Here is a 25,538-nt window from a genome sequence, read left to right on the forward strand (position 1 = left end):
GGGATGACCTCCCAGCGGACCCGTGAGCGTCTGATTCAGCGCCTCTATGAAGAAGGGGTGTCCAACGCCAAGGTGCTGGAAGTCATCCGCCGCACACCGCGTCACCTGTTCGTCGATGAGGCGCTGGCCCACCGCGCTTATGAAGATACGGCGCTACCGATTGGCCATAACCAGACCATCTCCCAGCCTTATATGGTGGCGCGCATGAGCGAGCTGCTGCTGGAGGCCGGCCCGTTGGACAAGGTGCTGGAAATCGGCACTGGTTCGGGTTACCAGACAGCGGTGCTGTCGCAACTGGTCGAGCGGGTTTTTTCCGTCGAGCGCATCAAGGTTCTGCAAGATCGAGCCAAGGAGCGCCTGGTGGAGCTGAACCTGCGCAATGTGGTATTTCGCTGGGGCGATGGCTGGGAGGGCTGGCCGGCGCTGGCGCCTTACAACGGCATCATTGTTACCGCCGTGGCCACCGACGTGCCTCAGGCGCTGCTCGATCAATTGGCACCGGGCGGGCGACTGGTGATTCCGGTCGGCTCTGGTGAAGTTCAACAATTGATGCTGATCATCCGTGAAGAACAGGGCTTTTCCAGGCGTGTTCTGGGGGCGGTGCGCTTTGTGCCACTGCTCAACGGGCCGCTGGCCTGAGCATTTGTTTCAGCGCGCTGAATTCTCTTCGATTGCCCGGGTCTTACAGCGGCATCGATGGGTTAAACGGAATTCATCGTCAGGCAGCAAACGTGTGCGTGAAGCGAATCCGCTTCATTAAAGGTAAAGCCTGTTCGGCCCGTTATACTTGCGACATTTCGTGCCGAAACACGGCAATTCATATTTTCAGCCACCACAAAGGGAGCGGCGGGTGAGTCTCACAGTCGTTGCGCAGCGAATGGGTATAACGAGCTTTCAGCGTCTGGTGACTGGTCTTGTCTTGAGTACCTTGCTGGTCGGTTGCTCCAGCACCAAATCGAGTAGCGTGGGAGTTGTCGATCGCAACAATGCGGTCGCCCAGCGTCCGGCCGTCACCACCGGCCAGTACGTTGTTCGACCCAAGGACACGTTGTTTTCCATCGCCTTTCGCTACGGCTGGGACTACAAAGCCCTCGCGGCACGGAACAACATTCCTACGCCTTACACGATCCATCCGGGTCAGACGATTCGCTTCGACGGTCGCAACGATTCAACGCCGACAGCGGTGGTGAGTTCGTCCAGTTCCTCGCCTTCGTCGTCGAGCAAAACCACGGTAATTCGGCGTCAGGCAAATGGCACAACGACCAGTACAACGGTGCTCGCACCGTCCGTCGCCAGCAAACCGGCACCCGCTCCACTGCCTCCTGCCGGTCCGGCCCCGACGGGCTGGGGGTGGCCTTCTAGTGGCATTCTCATTGGAAAATTCTCTTCAAACGGTAGTTTGAATAAAGGAATTGATATCGCCGGAGATTTGGGACAGCCTGTTTTAGCTGCGTCTGATGGGACGGTGGTATACGCCGGGAGTGGCTTAAGGGGCTACGGCGAATTAGTCATCATCAAACACAGCGATACCTACGTCAGTGCCTACGGTCATAACCGCAGGCTGTTGGTTCGGGAGGGGCAGCAGGTCAAAGTCGGACAGACAATTGCCGAAATGGGGTCAACGGGTACAGACCGGGTGAAACTGCATTTTGAGATTCGCCGACAAGGTAAACCTGTAGATCCGCTGCAGTTCCTGCCACGTCGTTGATTTGTTAGCCAAGCCTGTTCCGTCACGTAGAGGGAACAGGCTCCAGCGTTGCCAGGGATCAAGGCGCCGCTTGAGCTTGAGGTCGAACTCACCAAAGGACTATAACAATGGCTCTCAGTAAAGAAGTGCCGGAGTTTGACATCGACGATGAGGTTCTCCTTATGGAGACCGGCATCGCTATGGATTCGATGTCGAATGATGAAGGGGATGCACCACCTTCCGTTCGTGCCAAATCCAGACACTCCGCTTCGTTAAAGCAACACAAGTACATCGACTACACCCGGGCACTCGATGCCACGCAGCTGTACCTCAACGAAATCGGCTTTTCCCCATTGCTCTCCCCGGAAGAAGAAGTTCATTTTGCGCGCCTGTCGCAAAGTGGTGATCCGGCCGGGCGCAAGCGCATGATTGAAAGCAACCTGCGGCTGGTGGTGAAAATCGCCCGGCGTTACGTCAATCGTGGGCTGTCGCTGCTGGACCTGATCGAAGAGGGTAACCTCGGCCTGATCCGGGCAGTGGAAAAGTTCGATCCGGAACGCGGCTTCCGCTTTTCGACCTACGCCACCTGGTGGATTCGTCAGACCATCGAACGCGCGATCATGAATCAGACCCGGACCATCCGGCTACCTATTCATGTGGTCAAAGAGCTCAACGTGTACTTGCGGGCTGCACGGGAGCTGACTCAAAAGCTCGACCATGAACCCTCACCCGAAGAAATTGCCAACCTGCTGGAGAAACCGGTAGGCGAGGTCAAGCGCATGCTTGGCCTGAACGAGCGGGTCTCTTCGGTCGACGTCTCGCTGGGTCCGGATTCGGATAAAACCCTGCTGGACACCCTGACCGACGACCGCCCGACCGATCCATGTGAACTGTTGCAGGATGACGACCTGTCGCAGAGCATCGATCAATGGCTCTCGGAGCTGACCGACAAGCAACGCGAGGTGGTCGTACGCCGCTTCGGCTTGCGAGGTCACGAGAGCAGTACGCTTGAAGATGTCGGCCTGGAAATCGGCCTTACCCGGGAGCGGGTCAGGCAAATCCAGGTTGAAGGCCTCAAGCGTCTTCGGGAGATTCTCGAGAAAAACGGCCTGTCGAGTGAGTCGCTGTTCCAATAAGCCATTTGCTCAACCGGCAACAAAAAGCCCCGACTGGTTCGGGGCTTTTTGCTGTCGGGAAGATGAGAGGTGCGTTGGTATTGGCGCCACCTCAGGTTTGTAGTCTCGTGGTGTAAGTCTTTGCTTACTCTTTCGTAAGTGTTCATTATTTTTACACCCTGGCAGTTGTCTATTCGAAGGATTCTTTCTTTATAAGTTATTGATTTATATGCTTATTTTATTAAGTTAACAGCATATTACAGATGATTTCAGCCATAGCGGCCGATTGCTCTTGGTAGGGAATCCTCTAGTATTTGAACTGTGTCGACGGATAGACACGCCCTTCAAGGAAGAGGGGAACGGACATCGCAGGATGCGATTCATCAGGACGATGAAAAGGAATACATGGAATAGGGAAGAAATGTGGGCGGGTCAAACCGCCCCTTTTTTTTGCCTGCAGAAAAGCAAAAGATCAAGAATCAAAAGATCGCAACCTTCGGCAGCGCCCACAGGCGCGTAGGAGCTGCCGAAGGCTGCGATTTTTTGATCTTTCTTTTGATCTTTGATTTTTTACTTTTGATCTTCGGAAAAGCAAAAAGGCCCGCAAGGGGCCTTTTCGGGAACGCGAGGGAAATCAGCGTTCGAGGTGTTCGATCTTGCCTGGCTTGCCATCCCATTCAGCGGAGTCGGGCAATGGATCTTTCCGTTCAGTGATGTTTGGCCATACCTCGGCCAATTCCATGTTCAGCTGAATGAAGTTTTCCATGCCGGCGGGAACTTCATCTTCAGAGAAGATGGCCACGGCAGGGCATTCTGGTTCGCACAGTGCGCAGTCGATGCACTCATCCGGGTGAATCACCAGGAAGTTCGGGCCTTCGTAAAAGCAGTCCACCGGACAGACTTCTACGCAGTCGGTGTACTTGCACTTGATGCAGTTGTCGGTGACGACGAAGGTCATTTCTAATTTTCTCCTCAGGCGGCGGCAGCGGAGCCCCTTCAGGACGGGGTCGCCAGGTTCGGGAGCGATAGTCTGCAGGCCAGACTATGAGCCTGCAGCATCCCAAACCGCGCGAGATTCTATCAGCTTGCAGGCAAGTGCGTTAGATCCGTGTCTTTAATGTATAGAGCATTTCCAATGCTCTGCGTGGTGTCAGGTCATCCAGGTCGAGCTTGGCCAGTTCATCCAGCACCGGATGCGGCAGGCTGGCGAACATGTCGCTTTGCTGTGGCGCCACAGGTTTGCCTTTGGCTGGCGCTGGCATTTCATGAGGCAGCGCCGTGGATTCCAGTCGACTCAAGTGTTCACGGGCACGCACGATCACTTCGCTCGGCACACCGGCCAACTGCGCAACCGCCAGGCCGTAGCTCTGGCTGGCAGGCCCAGGCAGCACGTGGTGCAGGAACACGATGCGTTCGTTGTGCTCGGTGGCATTGAGGTGCACGTTGGCCACTAGCGGCTGGGCTTCCGGTAGCACCGTCAGCTCGAAATAGTGGGTGGCGAACAGTGTGTAGGCCCGCAGCTGCGCCAGACGTTCGGCCGCGGCCCAGGCCAGGGACAGACCGTCGAAGGTGCTGGTGCCGCGACCGACTTCGTCCATCAGCACCAGGCTGCGCTCGGTGGCGTTGTGCAGGATGTTCGCGGTTTCACTCATTTCGACCATGAAGGTCGAACGCCCGCCCGCCAGGTCATCGCTGGAGCCGATCCGGGTAAAGATCCGATCGACCAGGGACAATTCGCAACTGGCCGCCGGCACGAAGCTACCGATGTGCGCCAGCAGCACGATCAACGCGGTCTGGCGCATGTAGGTGGATTTACCGCCCATGTTCGGACCGGTGATCACCAGCATGCGAGTGCTGTCGTCGAGGCTCAGGTCGTTGGCCACGAACGGCGTGGTGAGTACTTGCTCGACCACCGGATGACGACCCTGGCTGATGCGCATGCACGGCTCACTGACGAAGCGCGGGCAGTTCAGGTCCAGATTCAGTGCACGCTCGGCGAGGTTGCTCAGTACGTCCAGCTCGGCCAGCGCGGCAGCGGTGTCCTGCAAGGGCGGCAATTGGGCAATGAGGTCTTCGAGCAGCGCTTCGTAGAGCATCTTCTCGCGTGCCAGGGCGCGGCTCTTGGCCGACAGTGCCTTGTCTTCGAACGCTTTCAGTTCCGGGGTGATGAAGCGCTCGGCGCCCTTGAGGGTCTGGCGACGGATATAGTCCGCCGGTGCCGACTCGGCCTGTTTGCTCGGCAACTCAATGAAGTAGCCGTGAATGCGGTTGTAACCGACCTTGAGGTTGGCCAGGCCGGTGCGGGCCTTCTCCCGGGCTTCCAGATCGATCAGGAACTGCCCGGCGTTTTCGCTGAGCGATTGCAGCTCGTCGAGTTCGTTGTCGTAACCGGTTTTCAACACGCCGCCGTCACGGATCACCGCTGGCGGGTTGTCGATGATGGCTTTCTCCAGCAGCGCCGCCAGTTCCGGATAGGTGCTGGTGGTCGTTGCCAGTTGAATGATGTGCGGAGCTTCAAGCTCGGCCATCGCCACCTGCAACTCTGGTAGTGCGCCGAGGGCATCGCGCAGACGCGCCAGATCACGAGGACGGGCATTGCGCAGGCCGATCCGCGCCAGAATCCGCTCGATGTCACCGATTTCCTTGAGCTGCGGTTGCAGTTTCTCGAAACGGTAACGGTCGAGCAGGCAGGAAATCGAAGTCTGGCGTGCCAGCAATACGGTCAGATCCCGCAGCGGACGGTTCAGCCAGCGGGTCAGCAAACGGCTGCCCATGGCGGTCTGGCAGCGGTCGACCACCGATTGCAACGTGTTGTCACGACCGCCGGCCAGGTTGGTGTCCAGCTCCAGGTTACGACGGCTCGCGCCGTCGAGCACCACGGTGTCGTCCAGGCGTTCATGACGCAGGCTGCGCAAGTGCGGCAGGGCAGTGCGCTGGGTTTCCTTGGCGTAGCTGAGCAGGCAGCCAGCAGCGCCGATGGCCAGGGTCAGGTTCTCGCAGCCGAAACCCTTCAGGTCCTGGGTGGAAAACTGCTGGCAAAGACTTTTCAGCGCCGAGTCGCGCTCGAAATCCCACGGCGCACGGCGACGGACCCCACGACGTTTCTCCGCCGGCAAGTCCTTCGGCCAGTCGTCCGGGATCATCAGCTCAACCGGGTTGACCCGCTCCAGTTCCGCCAGCAGATTTTCCCAGCCCTTGATCTCCAGCACCGTGAAGTTGCCGCTGGTGATGTCCAGCACCGCCAGACCGAACAGACGCTCGTCACCCAGCACCGCCGCGATCAGGTTGTCCCGACGCTCATCCAGCAGCGCTTCATCGCTGACCGTACCGGGCGTGATGATGCGCACCACCTGACGATCCACCGGGCCTTTGCTGGTGGCCGGGTCGCCAACCTGCTCACAGATCACCACCGATTCGCCGAGCTTTACCAGTTTCGCCAGGTAACCTTCCGCGGCGTGGTAAGGAATCCCACACATCGGAATCGCCTGACCCGCCGATTGCCCACGAGCCGTCAGGGTGATGTCCAGCAACTTGGCGGCCTTCTTCGCATCTTCATAGAAGATCTCGTAGAAGTCGCCCATGCGATAGAACATCAGCTGGTCGGGGTGCTGGTTCTTCAGGCGCCAGTATTGCTGCATCATTGGCGTGTGGGAGGACAGATCGGAGACGGCTTTATTCATCGGATATAGGCAAATTCGTTGAAAGGTGTAGGGCAAAGGAGGGGCATCGGCCCGGCTTTTCCGCGATGGGCGCAAGGTTACCATGGGCGGTCCGCCCGACGCAGGCATGAAAGCCTCAAGGCGATTTTTCGTGGGTCTATGCACAAATTATGCAATTTGGCATTTGTCTTCCGAAAAAAGATCAAGCACTATTCGCGTTATGCAAAAACGCAATGTTTCTACTGTCTTAAGAGCGCTGCTCGATCAGCACGGGATCTCCCCCACGGAGCTTCACCGTCGCACCGGCGTGCCTCAATCCACTCTCTCGCGCATCCTCAGCGGGAAGATCGTCGATCCTTCGGATAAACATATCTCGAAGATTGCCGAATACTTTGCTGTGAGCACCGATCAGTTGCGGGGCCGGGCGGATGTCGCGCCGGCTGCCAGCGCCGGGCGCGATGAATTGCATTCGGAACTCAAGGACATAAGCCTGTGGGACGACGATACGCCTGTCGATGACGACGAGGTGTCGGTCCCCTTTCTTCGCGAGGTTGAATTGGCTGCTGGATCAGGAAGATTCGTCATCGAAGAGAGTGAGCGCTCTAGCCTGCGCTTCGGCAAGCGCAGCTTGCGCCACAACGGTGTGCAGTTCGACCAGGCCAAATGCGTGACCGTGCGCGGCAACAGCATGTTGCCGGTGCTGCGCGACGGCGCTACGGTGGGGGTGAATGCCGGTAAATGCGGGATTGGCGACATCATCGACGGCGACCTGTACGCCATCAACCACAACGGCCAGTTGCGGGTGAAACAGCTTTATCGCCTGCCGACCGGGATTCGCCTGCGTAGCTTCAATCGTGATGAGCATCCGGACGAGGACTACAGCTTCCAGGAAATCCAGGAAGAGCAAATCGTCATCCTCGGTCACGTCTTCTGGTGGGGCATGTACGCCCGTTAACCTCACCGCTGTCAGATAAAACCCGTCGCCCGACGGGTTTTTTTTCGTCTGCCGAAAACCGTCAGCGCCTTTGTCTGCGGGGGTTTCATGCGTCCGTGCATTTCTAATGCATAAATAAATGCATTTATGCATTGACTGTATATGCATCCATGCATATTCTTTGTCTCAAGCCGCTCAACAAAGCGGCTCGAAACGAAGCTCTTTAGTTCCATCACAAAGGCAGCGATGAACCGGCCTCAACGGTTCAGAGGGTTGGCAACTGACCCGGGTGTGCAGCGTAAAGCACCAGAAGCAGTTATCCGGCGGGCAGGGACCGCGGTCGGAAAAACAATTTGAATCGATCCGTACCGCGCCAGTAGCGCCGAAAGATCACACAAGCGCATTACTGAAAAGCCTGGGCGACCGGGCTTTTTGGAATGCCTGCCTACATCAGGCATATCAGCCCTCATCCGGGGCCGTCATTGCAGCAAACCGCTGCGCAATCCATTCATTCGACTCAATAGGTAAAACATGAACGTATTCAACAAAATCATTGGCCCGCTGATGCTGGCCATGGCTCTGTCCGGCGCTGCAGGCAGCGCTACTGCCGCAAACCTCCTGGTCAACGGCAGCTTTGAACAACCGGGTTGCAGCGACAGTTGCGTTCTGGACACGACGGCGAAAGCCAACTTCATCACCGGTTGGACGACCTTTCTGTCGGGCGCCGAATACTTCAACGTGCGCGCCTCGATTCCTGGCTCCGCCGCAGCGGAAGGCGCGGTGATTGTCGATCTGGCTAACAATGTTTATGGCAACGGCGGTGGCATTCAGCAGAACTTCGCCACCGTAGTAGGGGCCAAGTATCGATTGACCTTCAGCCTGGGCAATTCGGTGTACGCCAGCCGATCCGGTGATGGTGTCGTGCAAGTGAAGGTCGCCGGTCAGACCGCCACCTTCAACACGCCAACGGTCAAGGGTGGCGTTGTCGAGTGGAGCACTGTGACTTATGACTTCACGGCGACCACGGCCCAAACCACTCTGGCCTTCTCCAATGAGCAGAACCCGTACGTCAACTTCGCTTTCATCGACAACGTGATCGTTGAAAAGCTGTAGTTCTTTATCGATCCAAACCAGGCGGCTCATTTTCGAGAGGCCCATCTCATCGATCCCAAGGAGGCGGGACATGACAAACGAGCAACAAGCGTTGCTGGACATGCCGATCTGGCTAGTCATCGTTCTTGCCCTGGTGGGCGGGGTGTCCGGCGAAATGTGGCGCGCGGACAAGGAGGGCGCCCGTGGCTGGTCACTGCTGCGGCGTCTGGCCTTGCGGTCCGGGGCCTGCATGATCTGCGGGGTCTCGGCAATCATGCTGCTGTACGCCGCCGGCATGTCGATCTGGGCCGCCGGTGCCTTTGGCTGCCTGACGGCGATGGCCGGGGCGGACGTGGCCATCGGACTTTACGAGCGCTGGGCCGCCAAGCGGATTGGCGTTTGTGAAGTGCCATCGCGCGATTCTCATCCCGATCAACAGTGAACCGGCGACACGGGAGTACGCCGCCTGAGCTGTTTCATTTACCCAAACCCTGTATCTCGACCCGACGCTGCTCGAAGACCCGCTGGGCATCCCGAAATTCGCCCGCACCTGGGAGGTGTCGAATATCGACGACCCGGATCAATACATCGCCTGCTCGCGATAGTGACGGCACATTCAACATCCATATTGATTGACCCACCTCTTTCGCGAGCAGGCTCGCTCCGACAGTTCCTGACCGACACCTTTCATAAAACGCTGGAGCGCCCTCATGAAGATCACGCCGATCCTCACGCAGCTGCGTGAGCAATGCCCGAGCCTGGCCAATCGTGTGGCGGCGGGCATTGACCTCACCACCCTGCAAGCCAACAACCCGTTCACCACGCCTTGCGCCTACGTCGTCCCCATCGCCGATGTGGCGAGCAAAAGTGTGGCGCAAAACCTGATGCTGCAACCGATCCGCGACCGCTTCGAAGTCACCCTGGTGCTCGACACCACGGACGCCGCTGCCGCGCTGGATCAACTGCACGACCTGCGCGCCGAACTGTGGCGCGCACTGGTGGGTTTCAAGCCTGGCAACGACTACAGCGCCATCGCCTACGACGGCGGTGAGCTGGTTTCCATCAACAGCAGCCGCGTGCTCTACCGCCTGCGCTTTTTCGCCGAATTCCAGCTCGGCCGCAATCTGCCGGGGCAACCGGCGCAGAGCTGGCACGAGCGTGAACTGGACGGCTTGTCGTCCTTTACCGGGGTCACCGTGCGGGTCGATGCGATCGATCCGGCGGACCCCAATCTGCAACGCCCAGGCCCCGATGGACGCCTGGAACTGACTTTCTCTGGAGACGTAATCCCATGAGCAAACGTATCACCGTGCTGCCGGCCCCGGGCCGTGCCGTGCCAGACCCGGAAGCGGGCGATCTGTTGCCCCTCGAGGGCCGTGAAGTGCCGGACAACGCCTGGTGGCGTCGACGTCTGGCCGATGGCGATATCACTACCAAAGCCGTGAAAGCGGCGAAACCACAGGGAGCCAAATAATGGCGATCGGATTCAGCAACATCCCCGCGGACATTCGTGTTCCGCTGTTCTATGCCGAAATGGACAACTCGGCCGCCAATAGCGCGTCGTCGGCCATGCGCCGCCTGATCGTCGCTCAGGTCAACGACAACATTGCGCCAGCCGATGCCGGCAAACTGGTGCTGGTGTCCAGCGTGGCGCTGGCCAAAAGCATTGGCGGCCAGGGCTCGATGCTCGCTTCGATGTACGAAACCTGGCGCAAGACCGACCCGATCGGCGAGATCTGGTGCCTGCCGCTGCACAACACCGAAGGCAGCATTGCCAAAGGCGTGCTGACCCTGACCGGTACGGCGACCCAAAGCGGCGTGCTCAACCTGTACGTCGGTGGCGTTCGCGTTCAGGCAGCCATCGTCAACGGCGCCACCGCGGCGCAAGCGGCCACCGCCCTGGCACTGAAAATCAACGCCAGCGCCGATCTGCCAGTCACTGCGGCGGCGGTCGCAGGTGTGGTCACCCTGAGCACCAAATGGACAGGCGACAGCGGCAACGACATCAGCCTGCAGTTCAATCGCCTGGGCAAGAGCAATGGCGAAGAAACCCCGGCCGGCCTGACCTCGGCCATCACCGCCATGACCGGCGGTGCCGGTGTGCCGGATCAAGTGGCCGCCGTGGCGGCGCTGGGCGATGAACCGTTCGAGTTCATCTGCATGCCGTGGTCGGATCTGTCGACTCTCAACACCTGGCAAGCCGTCATGGATGACAGCACCGGTCGTTGGTCCTGGGCCAAGCAATTGTTCGGTCACGTCTACAGCGCCAAACGCGGCACCGTCGGTACTCTGGTGGCGGCAGGTCAGGCGCGCAACGACCAGCACATGACCATTCAGGCGCTGGAGCCGGGTGTACCGCAACCGTTCTGGGTGCAGGCCGCGGCACTGGCTGCGCGCACCTCGGTGTTCATCTCGGCCGATGCCAGCCGTCCGACCCAAAGCGGCAGCCTGCCAGGTCTCGACCCGGCTCCGGCGAGCGAGCGGTTTACCCTGACCGAGCGTCAGTCGCTGCTCAACTACGGCATCGCCACCGCGTACTACGAAGGCGGTTACGTGCGCATTCAGCGTTCGATCACCACCTATCAGAAGAACGCCTACGGCCAGGCAGACAATTCCTACCTGGACAGCGAAACCATGCATCAGTCGGCGTTCATCGTGCGTCGTCTGCAAAGCGTGATTACCAGCAAATACGGTCGCCACAAACTGGCCTCCGACGGCACCCGTTTCGGCGCCGGCCAGCCAATCGTCACCCCGAGCACCATTCGCGGTGAGCTGATCGCCCAGTACGCCAAGCTTGAACTGGAAGGCCACGTGGAAAACGCCGAACTGTTTGCCGAGCACCTGATCGTCGAGCGCGACACCCAGGACCCGAGCCGGGTCAACGTGCTGTTCCCGCCGGACTACATCAACGGCCTGCGCTTGTTCGCGCTGCTCAACCAGTTCCGTCTGCAGTACGACGACGCAGCCTGATCGCTGCCTTTGACTGTATGAATTCGGCCCACCGCGTGTGGGCTTTTTATTTGAAGGGAGAAACACCATGGGTCAACTGATTGCGGGCACCTGCTACGTCAAAGTGGACGGCGCTCAACTGACCATCAACGGTGGCTGCGAAGCACCATTGATGGCCGTTAAACGGGAAACCGTCGTGCCGGGCTTCTACAAGGAAACCGACATCGCGCCGTCGTTCAAAGTAACGGCACTGCACACCGCAGACTTCCCGCTCAAGCAACTGATCGCAGGCTCCGACATGACCGTCACCTGCGAATTCAGCAACGGCAAAGTCTACGTACTGGCCGGCGCCTATCTGGTGGAAGAGCCGGTATCCAAAGGCGATGACGCCACCATCGAACTGAAATTCGAAGGCATCAAGGGGACCTGGCAATGAGCAACGCCGTGAAGCTTCAAGTTGCGATCGAAGCCCACGGCGAGCCCTTGACCGAACTCAACCTGCGCCGTCCAACGGTGCAGGAAGTTCGGGCGATCAAGGCGCTGCCGTACAAGATCGACAAGAGCGAAGAGGTCAGCCTCGACATGGACGTCGCGGCCAAATACATCGCCGTGTGCGCCGGCATCCCGCCGTCGTCGGTCAACCAGCTGGATCTGGCTGACCTCAACACGTTGAGTTGGGCGGTCGCGAGTTTTTTCATGAGTGCGGCGTCGGGGCCATCACCGACCTGATCGCAGTCGCCTATGACCTGGCCTGGTTCTGGAAGGTTGACCCCGAACAGATGATGGCCAGGCCACTGGATGTGCTCCGCGAATCGCTGGAGCACGCTCAACGGATCAATGCGATGCAGCAGGTGCAGTGATGGCGAACATACAACAAAGCATGAGCCTGACGAACATTCAGACCACGGTGAACATGTCCGTGGTCGTGATCAATGCTCAGAAGCTGGATACCCAGCTCAAGGGCATCAAGGCCAGGATCGGCGAGTTCAAGAAAAGCATCGAGGACAGCGGCCTCGGCACGCTCGATGCGGGCGCCTTCATCAATGGGGGCGGGCTGCTGGAACCCTTCATCAGCGGCATCAAAAAGGCAATCAAGGCAGAAGATGAACTCGAGGACAAATCCAGTAAAACCACGACGCTGAAAGCGCCCGAGGTGTCGCTCGGTCATACCGCGACCAACCTCAAGCAGTTCAACGATGCGGTAGACGGTATTTCCTTGAAAATGGGGCAGGCGCTGCTGCCGGCCGTCAACAGCGTGGTCACCGGCCTGATGCCGTTGATCACTGCCGTTGGCGAATTTGTCGCCAATAACCCTGCACTGGTCGAAGGGTTGGCGGCGGCAGCCGTGGCCTTCACGGTGGTCACCGCAGGGGCCATGGGGCTCGTTGCTGTGATGGGGCTGCTGACTTCCCCCATTGGCATTGTCGCGGCAGCGATTGCCCTGACAGCGGGTTTGATAGTGGCTTACTGGAAGCCGATATCGGGATTCTTCAAGGCTATCTGGCAAGCGATGCAAGGAGCGGCGGAGTCGACGTTTGCGGCGTTCCAGAGCCTGTTTAACTGGAAACCGCTCGAGGCGCTGAAGGCGGGTTGGGCGCCGATCAGCGGTTTTGTTTCCGAGCTGTGGGGATCGATCTACGGTGCGACGGCGCAAGCCTGGCAGAGTTTTCGGTCGATCTTCGAGTGGTCGCCCCAAGCGTCGATTGACGCGGCGTGGGCACCGATCAGTGGCTTTTTTGGTTCGCTCTGGGAGGGAGTAAAAAACCTGTCCGCACCGATCGGCGATTTTTTCAAGACGCTGTTTTCCTGGCATCCGCTCGTCATCGTCGCCAGCAATTGGCAGCCGCTGGTGGGATTGTTTTCCGCGCTCTGGGATTTGCTCAGGGCCTTGGCAGTGCCGGCGATGAGTTACCTCAAGAAGCTCTTTGACTGGAACGTGGTGGACAAGGTCGCCCGTGCCTGGCAGCCGGTGGTTACGTGCTTTTCGGCGATCTGGGATGTACTTCGTGCGTTGGCTGCGGTGGCGGTCGATTTTCTCAAAGGCTTGTTCGACTGGTCGCCGACGGAGATGTTTCGTACAGCCTGGGACCCGGTGAGCAATTACTTCTCGGGGATGTGGCTGAGGCTGCAGGTGCAGGCACAACCGGCGGTGGCTTTTTTCAAAGGTCTGTTCGACTGGTCGCCGTCTGAAGTGTTTCGTGCCGCCTGGGATCCGGTAAGCAATTACTTCTCAGGGGTGTGGCAGAACCTGCAAGTGCAGGCGCAACCGATGGTGAGTTTTTTCAAAGGCCTGTTCGACTGGTCGCCGTCTGAAGTGTTTCGTGCCGCCTGGGATCCGGTGAGCAATTACTTCTCAGGGATGTGGCAGAACCTGCAAGTGCAGGCGCAACCGATGGTGGATTACTTCAAAGGACTATTTGACTGGTCACCTCTGGACATGTTCAAGGCCGGTTGGGAGCCAGTCACCGAGTGGTTCTCCAGTTGGTGGGGCAAGCTGCAAGATTTGCTCGTGCCGATCAGGGAAATGTTCAATGGTGGCTTTGGCGGTTTGATTGCCAATGTGACCGGCAAGGTCGAAGGCCTGACCGCGGCGCAACAGAAAACCAACGCCGAAGGCAAGGGCGAATTCGCACCTGCGTTCTTTGGTGCCAGCAATGACGCTGTGCCGCTGTCGAACAACCTGGCCCAAGGCTCCAACGCCTTGGTGCAACAAACCGCCGCCAACAACCGCACGCAACTCGAAGGCGGCCTGACCGTGCGCTTCGAAAACGCGCCGGCCGGCTTGCGTACCGATCAGCCACAAACCAATCAACCGGGCCTGGCGCTCAACTCGCGCATCGGCTACCGCTCACTTTCTCTAGGAGGCCTCCAATGAGTTGGCGTGACCGTTTGTTGCCGGCGTCCTTTCGGGGTGTCGGTTTCTGGGTCGATCAGGCGAAAACCCCGGTCGGTAAAAAGGGCCAGCTGCACGAGTATCCGCAGCGGGACCTACCGTTTTTCGAGGGCCTTGGCCAGCAGGCGAAGATCCACGATCTGACGGCGTTCATCATCGGCCCCGATTGCCTGGAGCAGCGCGACAAGCTGCTCAAGGCGCTGGAACAGGGCAGTGGTGAACTGGTCCATCCGTGGCTGGGGCGGCTACAGGTCAAGGTCGGCGAATGCGACATGACCCACACCCGCCAGGACGGCGGGCTGGTGACCTTTACGCTGAAGTTTTACCCCGATGAACCGCTGCCGTTTCCGACGGCCACGGTCAGCACGCAGAAGGTGCTGCTGGCCAAGGCCGACACCTTGCTGGGCTCGGCGGTAGCGCGTTTCGAACAGGCCATGACCCTGATCAAGGCGGCGCGGATCGGCATCGCCAATCTGCGCAACAGCCTGACCGGGGTGTATGACGTGATCAAGGAACAGCTCAAGCCGTTGATCGAGCAATATCGGCAGATCACCGAGCTGGTCAAGGCGGTCAAGGAGTTGCCCAAGGAAGTGGCGGCGGAATTCAAGGGATTGCTCGGCGATATCAAATCGCTCAAGGACTTCGCGAAGGAAGGTTATCGTGGCGTGATTGCCGACGTGTCCCAACAGCTCGAAGCCATCCGCAAGGCTGATGCGCCGAAGCTCACCACCGGCAAGGACACCACGGCCGCGGCTCAAGCCATGGCCGATCTGGTGCAGGACACGTTGCTGGTCAAAGTGGCGCAATGGGTCGCCTCGATGCCGGTGGCGTCGACACCGGTGAAACTGTCATCGACGCCATCGCTGGAGCAGCAGGCGAACCTGCCGGTCACCCGGCAGGAAGTGCCGGTCACCGACGATTTGAAAGCACTGCAAAAGGCGCTGGTCGAGGCGACCAACCCGATGCTGGACAAGGCCGGTCCCACGCATTATCAGGCCATCGACGATGTGAAGCAGGCGCTGCTTGCGCATCTCAAAGCAGTGGCTTCATTGGGCGTACGCCAGGTCAGCAAGTCTTTCCAGGAAAGCCTGCCGGCGCTGGTCGTGGCGTACAAGCAATTTGCCGATGCAACGCGGGTCACCGAAGTGATTCAGCGCAACGGGATTGCCCATCCAGGGTACGCGCCGAACGATGTGAAAGTCTCCGGGAAGTGAACCATGAACGAGATGGATAACCGCGTCACGTTGACGGTCGGCGGCCTGGAATACGGTGGCTGGAAAAGCGTGGAAATTACGGCGGATCTGGAGCGTCAGTTCCGCACCTTTAAACTCAACATCACCTGGCAATGGCCGGGACAGACCGTGGACAAGCGCATCCAGCCCGGTGACGCCTGTGAAGTGCGCATCGGCCAGGATCTGGTGCTGACCGGGTATGTGTTCAAGGCACCGATCAGTTATGACGGGCGACAGATCAGCCTGAACATCGAAGGCAGTTCTTGTACTCAGGACCTGGTGGATTGCGCCGCGATCAACCGTCCCAACCAATGGCACCAACAACCATTACTGAGCATCGTCGAGGCGCTGGCGTCTTCCTATAAGGTCTACGTGGTGAGTGAAATCCCGGAAACCGCCCGGCTCAGCAGTCACACCATCGTGCCGGGGGAAACGGTGTTTCAATCCATCGACCGCTTGCTGACGTTGTTCCGGGTGTTTTCTACCGATGATGCCCAAGGGCGGCTGGTACTGGCCCGGCCTGGCAGTGGCGGCCGGGCCAGCGATGCGCTGGAATTGGGCAAAAATATTCTGTCGGCCAATGCGCCGATGGATTACAGCCAGGTGTTCTCCGAGTACCGGGTGATCGGTCAGCAAAAGGGCACGGACAAGAAGAGCGGGGCGGCGGTCAGCGAGGTTGAATCGGTGTCCGCCGACTTGAGCTACAAGCGTCGACGGGTCACGGTGATCAACGAAGGCATGCAGATCAATCCCGATCTCGCCTTGCAACGGGCCAACTGGGAAAGCGCCACCCGCGTCGGCAAGGCCAAAACCACCACCTATCAGGTGCAGGGTTGGCGGCAATCCAACGGCGATCTGTGGCGGCATAACACGCTGGTGCGGGTCAAGGATCCGGTGCTGGGGTTTGATGACGACATGCTGATTTCCAAGGTGACCTACTCGTTGTCGGCGCAAGGCTCGGTCACCACCCTGCAAGTCGCACCGCCGCATACCTTCGACGCCAACCCCGAGCCCCCGAAGAAAACCTGATAACCCCTTTAAAGGTCGCAGCCTTCGGCCTCGCTCCTCCAAGGAATTCAACATGAGCCTACTGACACGCCTCCTGGCGCGCGGCACTGTCGTGCTCGCCAATTCGGCCACCAAGCTTCAATCGCTGCAAATGCGCCTCACCGCCGGCGAAGTGAACGACGACATGGAGCACTTCGAACCCTACGGTTTCACCAGCAACCCACTGGCCGGCGCAGAAGGTGTCGCCACATTTCTGGGCGGTGATCGCTCCCACGCCATCGTGCTGGTGGTCGCCGACCGTCGCTATCGCCTCAAGTCCCTGGCCGCGGGCGAAGTGGCGATCTACACCGACGAAGGTGACAAGATCCACTTCAAGCGCGGGCGGATCATCGACATCGAAACCGCCACCCTGAACATCCGCGCCAGCAGCGCGGTGAACATCGACAGCCCGGTGATCAACCAGACCGGAAAAATCGTCTCCACCGGCGATCAGATTGCCGGCGGTATCAGCCAGATCAAACACGTACACGTCGGCGTGCAAGCGGGCAACGGCCAGACCGGCGTATCGGCGGGAGGGCAGTGATGTTGATCAGTCAAAACCTCCACACCGCTCTGACCCGTGCAGTGCTGATCAGCCTGTTCACCTGGCGCCGCGCTGCCGATGACGATGCCCTCGACGACGAAGAGCGTTTCGGTTGGTGGGGCGACAGCTTTCCTACGGTGGCCGACGACCGCATAGGTTCGCGGCTGTGGCTGCTGCGCCGGGTCAAGCTGACACGCCAGACCCAGATGGACGCCGAGTTCTACGCCCGCGAAGCCCTGCAATGGCTGATCGACGACGGCCATTGCAGCGCCATCGACATCATCAGCGAACGCCTCGACGCCCAGCGCCTGAACCTGCGCACGGTCCTGACCCTGGCCGACGGCGAACGCCTGGACATCAACCCCGATAACAGTTGGCAGGTGATCTATGCCGTTTGAAACCCCTTCGCTGCCGGTGCTGATCAAGCGCACCCAAAGCGACCTGGCCAGCGATTCGCTGCGCCAGTCCGATGCGCAAGTACTGGCCCGCACCCTCGGTGGCGCCGCCTATGGGCTGTATGGCTATCTGGACTGGATCGCCGAGCAGATCCTACCGGACAAGGCCGATGAATCGACCCTGGAACGGATCGCCGCACTACGTTTGAACCAGCCGCGCAAATCCGCACAAGCGGCCAGCGGCAGCGTCAGCTTTACCGCCAGCGCTGGTGCCGTGCTGGACGTCGACACCCTGCTGCAATCAAGCGACGGTCGCACCTACAAAGTGACCGCCGCGCGCACCACCAGCAACGGCCTCAACAGCACCACCATCGCCGCGCTCGAAGCCGGTAGCCTGGGCAATGCCGAGGCCGGCATGACGCTGATTCCGGTGCAGCCGATTGCTGGGATCGTCGGCAATAGCTTTACCGTACTGGCGCCGGGTCTCAACGGCGGTGTGGCGCGGGAAAGCCTGGAGTCACTGCGTTCTCGGGTGATTCGTTCCTACCGCATTATCCCCCAGGGCGGTTCGGCCCAGGACTATGAAACCTGGGCCCTGGAATGCCCTGGCGTGACCCGCGCCTGGTGCCGTGGCGGTTTGTTGGGACCGGGCACCGTCAGCCTGTTCATCATGCGTGACGATGATCCGCAACCGGTGCCGAACGACGAACAACTGGCCGAAGTCCAGGCCTACATCGAGCCTCTGCGCCCGGTCACCGCCGAAGTGCATGTGCAGCGGCCGGTTCAGGTACCGGTCGTTTATCACCTCACAGTGAATCCCGACACTACAGCAGTACGCGCGGCAGTCGAGGCGCAATTACGTGACCTGCATAACCGTGAAGCCGACCTCGGCCAGAAGTTGTTGATCAGTCACGTCCGTGAAGCCATCAGCAGCGCCAGTGGTGAGTACGACCATGCACTCACCTCGCCCGTCGCCGATGTCCCTGCCAACAAAAGCGAATTGCTGACGTTTGGAGGTTGCGTATGGGGGGCATAAGAACCGCCGCGCAATACCACGCCCAACTACGCAGCCTGCTGCCCAGCGGGCCGGCCTGGGACCCTGAACAAGTTCCTGAGCTCGAAGAAGTGCTCGAAGGCGTTGCCCAGGAATTGGCCCGCCTCGACGCCCGCGCCGCCGACCTGCTCAACGAAATGGACCCGGCCGGCGTCAGCGAGCTGGTGCCCGATTGGGAGCGGGTGATGAACCTGCCCGACCCGTGCCTGGGCACCACGCCGTTGTTCGACGACCGCCGCCTCGCAGTACGCCGCCGCTTGCTCGCGGTCGGCAGCCAGGCCGTCGGCTACTACCTCGAGATCGCCAAAAGCCAGGGTTACCCGAACGCCACCATCACAGAACTCGAAGCCCCGCGCATGGGCCGCTCGCGATTCGGTGCCGCGCATTGGGGCACTTGGGAAGCGCAGTTCATGTGGACCCTGAATACCGGTGGGCGATTGCTGTTGGGACGACGTTTCGGCGCCAGTTACTGGGGCGAGCGCTTCGGCGTGAATCCGGGCTCGGCACTGGAGTGCCTGATCCACCGCAGCGCACCGGCGCATACCAGAGTGCACATCAATTATGACTAAGGAGTAGAGGGATGGATTATCCGAAGAGTGTACCCAGCGCCGGGTTGGTGAATGGGAAGTTTGTGGATGAGAACCCGCTGACCGGGACGCCGGGGTCGTTGATTCCGGCGGAATGGGGGAATGGGGTAACGCAGGAGATTGTAAACGTCATCAAGGCTGGGGAATTGACCCCGGATGAGGCGAAAAGCGACCAGTTGCTGCAAGCGATTCAAACGGTCACCGCCAAGGGCTGGAACCAGGATTTGGCATTGCCCCTAACGGCCTTGCCATTGCCGACAGTGGCGACTGCCGATGCCCGTTTGCCGGTGACCCCGACCGCTGTTTCTACCGGCGGTGGCAAGGTTTCGATTCCGGCTGGTGTGTACATCAGTCTCGGTCAGGAAGTCGTGGCCGGGCAGTTGGGGCGTTCCCGTACATTTGTGACCACGGCCTGGAGCAGCGTCGATCTGTTGCCCAACTCGGGCTACTTTCTGCGAGCGCAGGTGATCGGTGGAGCGCTGACGTTTTACATGCAGCGCGGAACGATCTATGACGCTGCGCCCGAAGGTTTGAAGGGCACTGTCAACGGCGGGGCGGGGGGCGGTTTTCAGTCCACACCGCTGGACATCTGCATTGCTTGGGTGATGACGGGAGCGCCAGGGGCCGTGCCGGTCATCAGGGCGATCTACAACCGCAACCGGTTGGCGTGGACGCAAACCGTCAACGGAAATGGTGTGGTTTACCTGCCGCTGGATCCTCATGCCCGTGCGGCACACCTGATTGTTGGTAACCCGACGCCCTCTGCGACGGAAATATCCTCGGTGGCGTTTGCGCCAGCGGGTTGGGTCGGTGGCAACTATTGCTATCTATCACCAGCCTTGACCACTAGTTCCAATCACGATGCTGGTTGGACGGCTCCGTTGCCGTGCGTGATCTTCAGCAACAACTATATCAACGACGTCACGGTCACGACGCTGACCGCCAGTTTTGACCATAACCAAATACGTTCGCTGTGGCAGTCCTACCAGACCGAACACCTGCTCGGTTCGACTAGCGCCGTCAGCGATGAATTGCTGTTCAGTATGGGGATCAAGAACCACCCGGTGTCTGACTACGCCACGGGAATCGCGATCAACTTTGCGGCAGCCGTCAATGTCAGTCTTTCCTGGGAGTTGATTCGATGAACGTTATTCAAGAGCTTCATCAGTTCGAGGACGGTCTGCGTCCCGCACAACCTTCTGCCGCCCATGACTGGAACGGTGAAAAGTGGCTGCTGGACGCCGCGAAAGTTGCCCAGCTGGAACAGCAGGAAGCCGAACGCCTGTGCGCCAAAGTCGATGCCGCCGCAGACAGCGCACGCACTGCTCTGGCCGGTGATCCACTCAAAGCCATGGAATACGCTCAGGCGGCGGCTGACGCCCAAGCTTTTCAGGACGCGGGCTATCCGAAAAAGGACGTACCGCTGGCTGTGTCCGCTTGGGTCGTTAAAGGTCGGACGGCCAAGCAGGCCGCCGAGCAGATCCTGAGTAAAGCCGCAGAACTCAGCGACCAATTGCTGATTCTGCGCACGCTACGCCTCAAGGCCAAAACACAAATCCGCGCGCACGCGGCCAAGGGCAAGATGGATCTGGCCCGCAGCGTGGGCGATGAAGCGTTGGTGGCTATTCGCGAATTCATCAGCGGCCCGGCTGACTAGGCGAGAACCATTCAATTCCCCCTGTTCAAGCCCACTTATTCGTGGGTTTTTTTTCTTGAAAAAAACCGTGGGCGCGATTGCACCGACAAACGCATCGACACGGACCATTTGTAATTTCAGAGGAACGATAGACGTATGGACTATCCAAAAAGCGTCCCCAGCGTCGGGCTGGTCGATGGCCGGTTTGTCGATGAAAACCCCGTCGCCGGGACGCCGGGATCGTTGATTCCGGCTGTATGGGGAAACAGCGTCACGCAAGAGGTTCTGGGCGTGATTACCGGGGGCGGTCTGGCGCCTTCCGAAGCGGACAACAGTCAACTGCTCAAGGCTATCCTGGCGATCATTGGCAAGACCAATCCGATACGTTCGGTAATCACGCGGCTAGCCGCATCAAAGGTTCTGACCGTCGAAGAACTTGGCTTTGTACTGATTGATGCCAGTTCCGGTGCCGCCACCGTCAGCCTGCCTTCAGCCGATATTGCGTTGGGCGTTCGTGACGTCATCGTTCGACGTGTTGATAACAGCGGCAATCGTCTGGTTATTCAGTGTGCGGGAGCGGACTCCATCAAGTTTCACACTCATCTGAATACGGGTGGCTATCCGTTTCTGGTGTTGATGGGGGCCGGTGATTGGTGGCACCTGCGCAGTGACGCGGCGGGTAGTTGGTGGCCAGTTGGACGGTTTGACAGTACTACACTTGGACGGACTGTTTTTGAGACAACTACGTCAGTAGTACCTGGTGGCTATGGTGCGCTCAATGGATCTCTGCTCAATCGCCTCGAATGGCCGTGGCTTTGGGATCACGCACAACAGTCGGGCATGTTGCGTTCTGAAAGTGACCGTGGGGGCGCATGGACGCCTGGAGATGGTTCGACAACGTTTCGAACGCCGGAGGCTCGAGGTGAGTTTCTTCGTTTACTGGCTGAGGGGCGCGATGTCGATCCGGGTCGAGCTCCAGGCTCTTGGCAAAAAGGCTCATTGGTACAGGGCGATAACGGTATAGGTGACAACATTCTGTTTGCGTCGCATATCAATAGTCAAAAAACTCAACTGGGTCTTGATGGGGCAGTTTATACGGATTACGGGGGCGCCACCGTCAAATACATCACACCACCTCCACCCGTTACGCAACTACCTGATTCGGAGTTGATTAACCATGGTGGCGTCACGCGCCCTCGCAACATCGCTTATCCCGGTCGTATAAAACTTATCTGAGGTGTCCATGTTTTATTATCTATTAGATAACTCGGGCGCCTTGTCAGGGCCCGTAGAGTTTTCCGTCACTCCGGGTATCGGTATTCAATTACCCAGTAATGCCGTTGAATTTTCATTCGAACTCCCGCCTGCGGAAAACGGCCGTATCTGGGCGCTGGTGAACAATGTTCCCCGGGAAGTGATTGATCGTCGCGGTTTGGTTTATCGCAAGGATGGCGGGGCCCAGCAGGTCTGGAGTGAACTCGGAGAGTTACCGGAAGTTTTTACAGTCGAACCATGGCCGGGCAACTACTACGTCTGGAATGACAATGGCTGGAAACTTGACGAGGTGGCTCGCCTGTTCGACATCAAAGTTCAGGTTCTGGCCAAGCGCGACACGCTCCTTCGTGAGGCAGTTTTGCGTATAGCGCCACTTCAATATGCCGAGGATATCGGTGATGCCTCTCACGATGAGCAGTTGGCCCTGATGAAGTGGAAACTCTACAGCGTTGAGCTGAATCGCATTGAGCAACAAGCGGGTTTTCCAACCGAAATCGTTTGGCCTCTCGCTCCTGGTTCCATCGAGAAATAGTCAATGTTCTATTAGACCTACAGCGAGAGAAGAGAAAGTGGATTATCCAACAAGTATTCCCAGTGTTGGCCTGGTCAATGGCTGGTTTGTCGATGAAAACCCCATTGTCGGAACACCGGGATCGCTGATTCCAGCGGCCTGGGGCAATGGTGTGACGCAAGAGATTCTGAACGTCATCAAGGCTGCCGGGTTGACACCTGACGAAGCCAGAAATGACCAGTTGGCGCTGGCGATCGGCGCATTGGTCGATTTCACCAAAATGAACAACACCCCGACCACATTAAGTGGTTACGGCATCACCGATGCCGTTGGCCGACTGTTGGCGGTCAAGCAATTCGACACTGTCGGGATCACGGTTTACCGCCCCAATCCCAAGGCCAAACGGATTCGCGTACGGTTGGTTGGCGCCGGTGGTTCCGGGGCCGGTTGCCCGCCCGTCGCGGCGACTTATCAAAGTCTGGGTGGCGGCGGTGGTTCGGGTGCCTATGCCGAAAGTCTCTATGACGTGAGCGCGGAAATGCTGGCCGGGGTGCCTATTACGTTGGGGCTGGTGGTGCCGCGCGCAACGGGGCGGGTGCTGCGGGAGGCGGTGCTTCCTTTGGGACCTACATGAGCGCTGCGGGAGGTTTCGGCGGACAAATCCTGACGTTCGTGGCGACCACGTCCGGGTTTGTTCAAGGAGGCGCGGGAGGGCTGACGGTTACAGGAGGCAATCTTGCCAACGCTCGCGGCATTCACGGTGGCTATGCGATGAGCAATACCAACTGGGGGCTTCTGTCTGGAGCCGGAGGCGCCAGTCAATTTGACGGTGGCGGCTCTTTTACGGGGGTGAACGGCAATGGTAACTCCGGTGCGCGAGGTTCGGGAGGCAGTGGCAGTTGCTCGACCAATGCTTCGGCCTCATGCCTGAGCGGGTCCGGCGGCAACGCCTTTTGTGAAATCTGGGAGTACGAATAATGGCTGTTTATGCACGCCTGGAGGAAGGGCTTGTCGCTGAACTGATCGACACTGGCAACTACGCGATCTCTGAATTGTTTGCCCCCGGGTATCTGACCTCAATGATGTTTGTCCCTGAGGGGGTTGAAGTTGAAGTGGGAGAGCGGCTGAACCCAATAGAGCCGAGTGTCGCGCCACCCGTTGCGTCGGACACTCACGTTGATTCATCGCTGACGGCTGATATGTCGGATGACGATCCGGTAATGCAAGAGCGTTTGTGGCGCAGTTCCAGCCTCTCAGCCAACCAATGGCTTGTAGCACGCCATCGCGATGAGCAGGAGCTTGGTCGAGTGACGACACTATCTGCAAAGCAGTATTTGGAGTTGCTGGAGTACCGCCAGGCGTTACGTGAGTGGCCAGGATCGAGCCAATTTCCGCAAACGCCTGCCAGGCCCGCGGCTCCCCATTGGCTTGCCGATTCACTGGAGTCGCATTGAATAAGTCACAGCACCTTATAGACAGGTTCAGCGTCCGCCCCAAGCGGACGTTTTTATTTGTGGGCTGAGTTGCTGTCGTACCGCCTCTTAGGCTGGTACCGGATATCATGGATCAGGAGCTAATCAGTGGATTACCCAAGAAGTGTACCCAGCGCCGGATTGGTTGATGGGAAGTTTGTCGATGAAAACCCTGTGACAGGGGCGCCTGGATCTTTGATTCCGGCGAGTTGGGGTAATGGCATTACCCAGGAAGTATTAAGTGTTATCCAGGCCGCTGGAATAGCCCCTGCGGAAGGGCTGAATAATCAACTTCTTGCGGCATTGCGCAGCAGTGGTCTGTTTGTCACTGCCCCGCAATTCGATAATGACAATAGCGTCGCAACGACTGCCTTTGTTACCCGTAGTGGTCTGCAATTTTCTGGCTTCACGTCCTATGCCGATAGTGCGGTACTGACAGCGTCCAACATTGGCGGTGTCAGCAGTTTCACCAGCAATACGCCGATTACAGCGACGTTACCTGCCACCACCGGTATCGCCCACGCCTCCACGATGAGCATTATCAATGCCGGGGCTGGCGCGTTGACGGTCTCGGCAGCGCCTGGCCCGGACACCATCAAAACTTCGAACGGTGTAACAGGCTCCATTGTTCTCGGGGTGGGGGAAACCGCCGAGTTCCTCAAGCTGGAGAATCAATGGCGGTTGGTGGGCGGCACCGTCAGCTTGAAATACTCCTCGTTGTTCTCCGGGATGAACGGCAACCCTGGTTACCAGAAGTACTCCAGCGGCAACATTGATCAATGGGGTTACGGTACGACGGATGCTAACGGAGAAGTTTTTGTCACCTTTCCGATTTCGTTTCCTACCGCTTTTGTTTCTGTCGTTGCCACTCATGTTGGCGGTGACGGGGCGATGGTCATCATGTTGGCCGGTACTGCCACGAAACAGGGCTGCCGATTGAAGGTTCGGGACATGGGCGGTTCTGTCAGGGCCGGGTGGGGTGTTACCTATTTTGCCAAGGGGTATTGAATGAACGAGTTCAATGTTTTGTTTAGCGCAAGTACCTGTGGTGTGTATGTACCCGGGATCAATACATCGGATATTCCTTCCGATGTCATAGAGATTCCTCAGACGTACTGGGTGTCACTACTTCAAGAGTTAGCCGTCACCGCGAAGATGATTTCCGTTCGTGCCGATAACGGGTATCCCGTTCTTGTCGATACACCACCCCTTGCACCGGAAGAAGCCGCGAACGCCGAGCGTTTCTGGCGTGATGCACAGCTATCGGCCACGGACAGTATGGTTGCTCGCGATAGAGATGAACTGGAGGATGGCGGGGGCACTACTTTGACTACCGATCAATACGCCCAACTGCAGGCTTATCGTCGTGCACTGCGAGACTGGCCACAAGGATCTTTCTTCCCGTTCACCGAACATCGACCCAGTGCTCCACTGTGGTTGGCTGAGCAACTTTAAC

27 protein-coding genes and 1 pseudogene are annotated in these 25,538 nt (G+C 58.8%); 26 read left to right on the plus strand and 2 right to left on the minus strand.

Translation table 11 applies throughout. The features are described from left to right. The first annotated feature begins 3 nt into the window (after positions 1–3). The 3 genes from AC1RO5_RS22045 (at position 4) to rpoS (ending at position 2,823) form a co-directional block, all read left to right on the plus strand. The gene (locus AC1RO5_RS22045; RefSeq protein WP_173861137.1) at positions 4–639 is read left to right on the plus strand and encodes a protein-L-isoaspartate(D-aspartate) O-methyltransferase; all 636 of its coding nucleotides are present in this window, start codon (positions 4–6) and stop codon (positions 637–639) included. Between the two features lie 211 nt (positions 640–850). Next, positions 851–1,708 carry a peptidoglycan DD-metalloendopeptidase family protein gene (locus AC1RO5_RS22050; protein ID WP_493177625.1) on the plus strand — a complete coding sequence of 286 codons (858 nt, stop codon included), beginning with the start codon at positions 851–853 and terminating at the stop codon, positions 1,706–1,708. A gap of 107 nt (positions 1,709–1,815) precedes the next feature. After that, positions 1,816–2,823, plus strand: a complete 1,008-nt coding sequence (gene rpoS / locus AC1RO5_RS22055; RefSeq protein WP_007940534.1) for an RNA polymerase sigma factor RpoS — start codon at positions 1,816–1,818, stop codon at positions 2,821–2,823. A gap of 613 nt (positions 2,824–3,436) precedes the next feature. Here the strand turns inward: rpoS and fdxA are convergent. Together fdxA and mutS are read right to left on the minus strand one after the other, a co-directional pair. Further along, positions 3,437–3,760 carry a ferredoxin FdxA gene (gene fdxA, locus AC1RO5_RS22060; protein ID WP_007940535.1) on the minus strand — a complete coding sequence of 108 codons (324 nt, stop codon included), beginning with the start codon at positions 3,758–3,760 and terminating at the stop codon, positions 3,437–3,439. A gap of 142 nt (positions 3,761–3,902) precedes the next feature. Then, on the minus strand, positions 3,903–6,482 hold the full coding sequence (gene mutS, locus AC1RO5_RS22065; RefSeq protein ID WP_493177627.1) for a DNA mismatch repair protein MutS: 2,580 nt from the start codon (positions 6,480–6,482) through the stop codon (positions 3,903–3,905). 199 nt (positions 6,483–6,681) lie between these two features. Here mutS and AC1RO5_RS22070 point away from each other — a divergent pair, with 199 nt between their 5' ends. From AC1RO5_RS22070 to AC1RO5_RS22180, 23 genes and pseudogenes are all read left to right on the plus strand, one after another. Further along, entirely contained in the window at positions 6,682–7,416 is a 735-nt protein-coding gene (locus tag AC1RO5_RS22070; RefSeq protein ID WP_007940538.1) for an XRE family transcriptional regulator, read from the plus strand. A 510-nt stretch (positions 7,417–7,926) separates the two neighbouring features. Beyond that, the gene (locus tag AC1RO5_RS22075) at positions 7,927–8,508 is read left to right on the plus strand and encodes a DUF642 domain-containing protein (protein WP_493177628.1); all 582 of its coding nucleotides are present in this window, start codon (positions 7,927–7,929) and stop codon (positions 8,506–8,508) included. A 70-nt stretch (positions 8,509–8,578) separates the two neighbouring features. Continuing rightward, a complete protein-coding gene (locus AC1RO5_RS22080; protein ID WP_493177630.1) occupies positions 8,579–8,929 on the plus strand; it encodes a phage holin family protein in 351 nt (116 codons plus the stop codon). Between the two features lie 268 nt (positions 8,930–9,197). Continuing rightward, a complete protein-coding gene (locus AC1RO5_RS22085; protein ID WP_493177631.1) occupies positions 9,198–9,782 on the plus strand; it encodes a phage tail terminator protein in 585 nt (194 codons plus the stop codon). Continuing rightward, the gene (locus AC1RO5_RS22090; RefSeq protein WP_003198311.1) at positions 9,779–9,961 is read left to right on the plus strand and encodes a DUF2635 domain-containing protein; all 183 of its coding nucleotides are present in this window, start codon (positions 9,779–9,781) and stop codon (positions 9,959–9,961) included. Before AC1RO5_RS22085 ends, AC1RO5_RS22090 begins: the two co-directional genes overlap by 4 nt. After that, complete coding sequence (locus tag AC1RO5_RS22095) at positions 9,961–11,457, plus strand: phage tail sheath subtilisin-like domain-containing protein (RefSeq protein ID WP_493177633.1); 1,497 nt, start codon at positions 9,961–9,963, stop codon at positions 11,455–11,457. The genes AC1RO5_RS22090 and AC1RO5_RS22095 overlap by 1 nt, the downstream gene beginning before the upstream one ends. A gap of 67 nt (positions 11,458–11,524) precedes the next feature. Continuing rightward, complete coding sequence (locus AC1RO5_RS22100) at positions 11,525–11,872, plus strand: phage tail tube protein (RefSeq protein ID WP_018926973.1); 348 nt, start codon at positions 11,525–11,527, stop codon at positions 11,870–11,872. After that, positions 11,869–12,165, plus strand: a complete 297-nt coding sequence (locus AC1RO5_RS22105; protein WP_007940544.1) for a phage tail assembly protein — start codon at positions 11,869–11,871, stop codon at positions 12,163–12,165. The genes AC1RO5_RS22100 and AC1RO5_RS22105 overlap by 4 nt, the downstream gene beginning before the upstream one ends. Positions 12,166–12,295: 130 nt before the next feature. Beyond that, the gene (locus AC1RO5_RS22110) at positions 12,296–14,311 is read left to right on the plus strand and encodes a phage tail tape measure protein (RefSeq protein ID WP_493177634.1); all 2,016 of its coding nucleotides are present in this window, start codon (positions 12,296–12,298) and stop codon (positions 14,309–14,311) included. Continuing rightward, a complete protein-coding gene (locus AC1RO5_RS22115; RefSeq protein ID WP_493177636.1) occupies positions 14,308–15,543 on the plus strand; it encodes a DNA circularization protein in 1,236 nt (411 codons plus the stop codon). Before AC1RO5_RS22110 ends, AC1RO5_RS22115 begins: the two co-directional genes overlap by 4 nt. Positions 15,544–15,546: 3 nt before the next feature. Further along, positions 15,547–16,590: a phage baseplate assembly protein gene (locus tag AC1RO5_RS22120; RefSeq protein ID WP_493177637.1), complete on the plus strand. Its 1,044-nt coding sequence runs from the start codon at positions 15,547–15,549 to the stop codon at positions 16,588–16,590. A 52-nt stretch (positions 16,591–16,642) separates the two neighbouring features. Then, the gene (locus AC1RO5_RS22125) at positions 16,643–17,152 is read left to right on the plus strand and encodes a phage baseplate assembly protein V (protein ID WP_493177638.1); all 510 of its coding nucleotides are present in this window, start codon (positions 16,643–16,645) and stop codon (positions 17,150–17,152) included. Then, positions 17,152–17,550: a phage GP46 family protein gene (locus AC1RO5_RS22130; RefSeq protein ID WP_493177640.1), complete on the plus strand. Its 399-nt coding sequence runs from the start codon at positions 17,152–17,154 to the stop codon at positions 17,548–17,550. The genes AC1RO5_RS22125 and AC1RO5_RS22130 overlap by 1 nt, the downstream gene beginning before the upstream one ends. Next, a complete protein-coding gene (locus tag AC1RO5_RS22135) occupies positions 17,540–18,583 on the plus strand; it encodes a baseplate J/gp47 family protein (protein WP_493177641.1) in 1,044 nt (347 codons plus the stop codon). Before AC1RO5_RS22130 ends, AC1RO5_RS22135 begins: the two co-directional genes overlap by 11 nt. After that, a complete protein-coding gene (locus AC1RO5_RS22140; protein WP_493177643.1) occupies positions 18,571–19,170 on the plus strand; it encodes a YmfQ family protein in 600 nt (199 codons plus the stop codon). Before AC1RO5_RS22135 ends, AC1RO5_RS22140 begins: the two co-directional genes overlap by 13 nt. Positions 19,171–19,181: 11 nt before the next feature. Next, positions 19,182–20,333 (plus strand): phage tail protein, encoded by a 1,152-nt coding sequence (locus AC1RO5_RS22145; RefSeq protein WP_493177645.1) that lies wholly within the window; start codon positions 19,182–19,184, stop codon positions 20,331–20,333. Next, the gene (locus tag AC1RO5_RS22150) at positions 20,330–20,845 is read left to right on the plus strand and encodes a phage tail protein (RefSeq protein WP_493177647.1); all 516 of its coding nucleotides are present in this window, start codon (positions 20,330–20,332) and stop codon (positions 20,843–20,845) included. The genes AC1RO5_RS22145 and AC1RO5_RS22150 overlap by 4 nt, the downstream gene beginning before the upstream one ends. A 135-nt stretch (positions 20,846–20,980) precedes the next feature. Further along, on the plus strand, positions 20,981–22,060 hold the full coding sequence (locus AC1RO5_RS22155; RefSeq protein ID WP_493177648.1) for a phage tail protein: 1,080 nt from the start codon (positions 20,981–20,983) through the stop codon (positions 22,058–22,060). A gap of 7 nt (positions 22,061–22,067) precedes the next feature. Then, entirely contained in the window at positions 22,068–22,631 is a 564-nt protein-coding gene (locus tag AC1RO5_RS22160) for a tail fiber assembly protein (RefSeq protein ID WP_493177649.1), read from the plus strand. A gap of 37 nt (positions 22,632–22,668) precedes the next feature. Then, positions 22,669–23,588 (plus strand): annotated as a pseudogene (locus AC1RO5_RS22165) (glycine-rich domain-containing protein). Then, the gene (locus AC1RO5_RS22170; RefSeq protein WP_493177650.1) at positions 23,588–24,064 is read left to right on the plus strand and encodes a phage tail assembly chaperone; all 477 of its coding nucleotides are present in this window, start codon (positions 23,588–23,590) and stop codon (positions 24,062–24,064) included. Before AC1RO5_RS22165 ends, AC1RO5_RS22170 begins: the two are co-directional and overlap by 1 nt. Positions 24,065–24,190: 126 nt before the next feature. Next, positions 24,191–25,090, plus strand: coding sequence for a gp53-like domain-containing protein (locus AC1RO5_RS22175; RefSeq protein WP_493177652.1), 900 nt, complete (start codon positions 24,191–24,193; stop codon positions 25,088–25,090). Further along, the gene (locus AC1RO5_RS22180) at positions 25,091–25,537 is read left to right on the plus strand and encodes a phage tail assembly chaperone (protein ID WP_493177653.1); all 447 of its coding nucleotides are present in this window, start codon (positions 25,091–25,093) and stop codon (positions 25,535–25,537) included. The last annotated feature ends 1 nt before the right edge of the window (position 25,538 follow it).

The organism is Pseudomonas sp. GW822-FHT02G04, from assembly GCF_058802085.1.

Excerpts from the sequence above, each read along its gene's own strand:
- AC1RO5_RS22170 (WP_493177650.1), top strand. The coding sequence starts at position 23,588 with ATGGCTGTTTATGCACGCCTGGAGGAAGGGCTTGTCGCTGAACTGATC.
- AC1RO5_RS22110 (WP_493177634.1), top strand. The coding sequence starts at position 12,296 with ATGGCGAACATACAACAAAGCATGAGCCTGACGAACATTCAGACCACG.
- AC1RO5_RS22105 (WP_007940544.1), top strand. The coding sequence starts at position 11,869 with ATGAGCAACGCCGTGAAGCTTCAAGTTGCGATCGAAGCCCACGGCGAG.
- AC1RO5_RS22135 (WP_493177641.1), top strand. The coding sequence starts at position 17,540 with ATGCCGTTTGAAACCCCTTCGCTGCCGGTGCTGATCAAGCGCACCCAA.
- AC1RO5_RS22160 (WP_493177649.1), top strand. The coding sequence starts at position 22,068 with ATGTTTTATTATCTATTAGATAACTCGGGCGCCTTGTCAGGGCCCGTA.
- AC1RO5_RS22100 (WP_018926973.1), top strand. The coding sequence starts at position 11,525 with ATGGGTCAACTGATTGCGGGCACCTGCTACGTCAAAGTGGACGGCGCT.
- mutS (WP_493177627.1), bottom strand. The coding sequence starts at position 6,482 with ATGAATAAAGCCGTCTCCGATCTGTCCTCCCACACGCCAATGATGCAG.
- AC1RO5_RS22095 (WP_493177633.1), top strand. The coding sequence starts at position 9,961 with ATGGCGATCGGATTCAGCAACATCCCCGCGGACATTCGTGTTCCGCTG.
- AC1RO5_RS22130 (WP_493177640.1), top strand. The coding sequence starts at position 17,152 with ATGTTGATCAGTCAAAACCTCCACACCGCTCTGACCCGTGCAGTGCTG.
- AC1RO5_RS22155 (WP_493177648.1), top strand. The coding sequence starts at position 20,981 with ATGGACTATCCAAAAAGCGTCCCCAGCGTCGGGCTGGTCGATGGCCGG.
- rpoS (WP_007940534.1), top strand. The coding sequence starts at position 1,816 with ATGGCTCTCAGTAAAGAAGTGCCGGAGTTTGACATCGACGATGAGGTT.
- fdxA (WP_007940535.1), bottom strand. The coding sequence starts at position 3,760 with ATGACCTTCGTCGTCACCGACAACTGCATCAAGTGCAAGTACACCGAC.
- AC1RO5_RS22115 (WP_493177636.1), top strand. The coding sequence starts at position 14,308 with ATGAGTTGGCGTGACCGTTTGTTGCCGGCGTCCTTTCGGGGTGTCGGT.
- AC1RO5_RS22090 (WP_003198311.1), top strand. The coding sequence starts at position 9,779 with ATGAGCAAACGTATCACCGTGCTGCCGGCCCCGGGCCGTGCCGTGCCA.
- AC1RO5_RS22120 (WP_493177637.1), top strand. The coding sequence starts at position 15,547 with ATGAACGAGATGGATAACCGCGTCACGTTGACGGTCGGCGGCCTGGAA.
- AC1RO5_RS22140 (WP_493177643.1), top strand. The coding sequence starts at position 18,571 with ATGGGGGGCATAAGAACCGCCGCGCAATACCACGCCCAACTACGCAGC.
- AC1RO5_RS22080 (WP_493177630.1), top strand. The coding sequence starts at position 8,579 with ATGACAAACGAGCAACAAGCGTTGCTGGACATGCCGATCTGGCTAGTC.
- AC1RO5_RS22045 (WP_173861137.1), top strand. The coding sequence starts at position 4 with ATGACCTCCCAGCGGACCCGTGAGCGTCTGATTCAGCGCCTCTATGAA.
- AC1RO5_RS22070 (WP_007940538.1), top strand. The coding sequence starts at position 6,682 with ATGCAAAAACGCAATGTTTCTACTGTCTTAAGAGCGCTGCTCGATCAG.
- AC1RO5_RS22145 (WP_493177645.1), top strand. The coding sequence starts at position 19,182 with ATGGATTATCCGAAGAGTGTACCCAGCGCCGGGTTGGTGAATGGGAAG.
- AC1RO5_RS22075 (WP_493177628.1), top strand. The coding sequence starts at position 7,927 with ATGAACGTATTCAACAAAATCATTGGCCCGCTGATGCTGGCCATGGCT.
- AC1RO5_RS22150 (WP_493177647.1), top strand. The coding sequence starts at position 20,330 with ATGAACGTTATTCAAGAGCTTCATCAGTTCGAGGACGGTCTGCGTCCC.
- AC1RO5_RS22180 (WP_493177653.1), top strand. The coding sequence starts at position 25,091 with ATGAACGAGTTCAATGTTTTGTTTAGCGCAAGTACCTGTGGTGTGTAT.
- AC1RO5_RS22085 (WP_493177631.1), top strand. The coding sequence starts at position 9,198 with ATGAAGATCACGCCGATCCTCACGCAGCTGCGTGAGCAATGCCCGAGC.
- AC1RO5_RS22125 (WP_493177638.1), top strand. The coding sequence starts at position 16,643 with ATGAGCCTACTGACACGCCTCCTGGCGCGCGGCACTGTCGTGCTCGCC.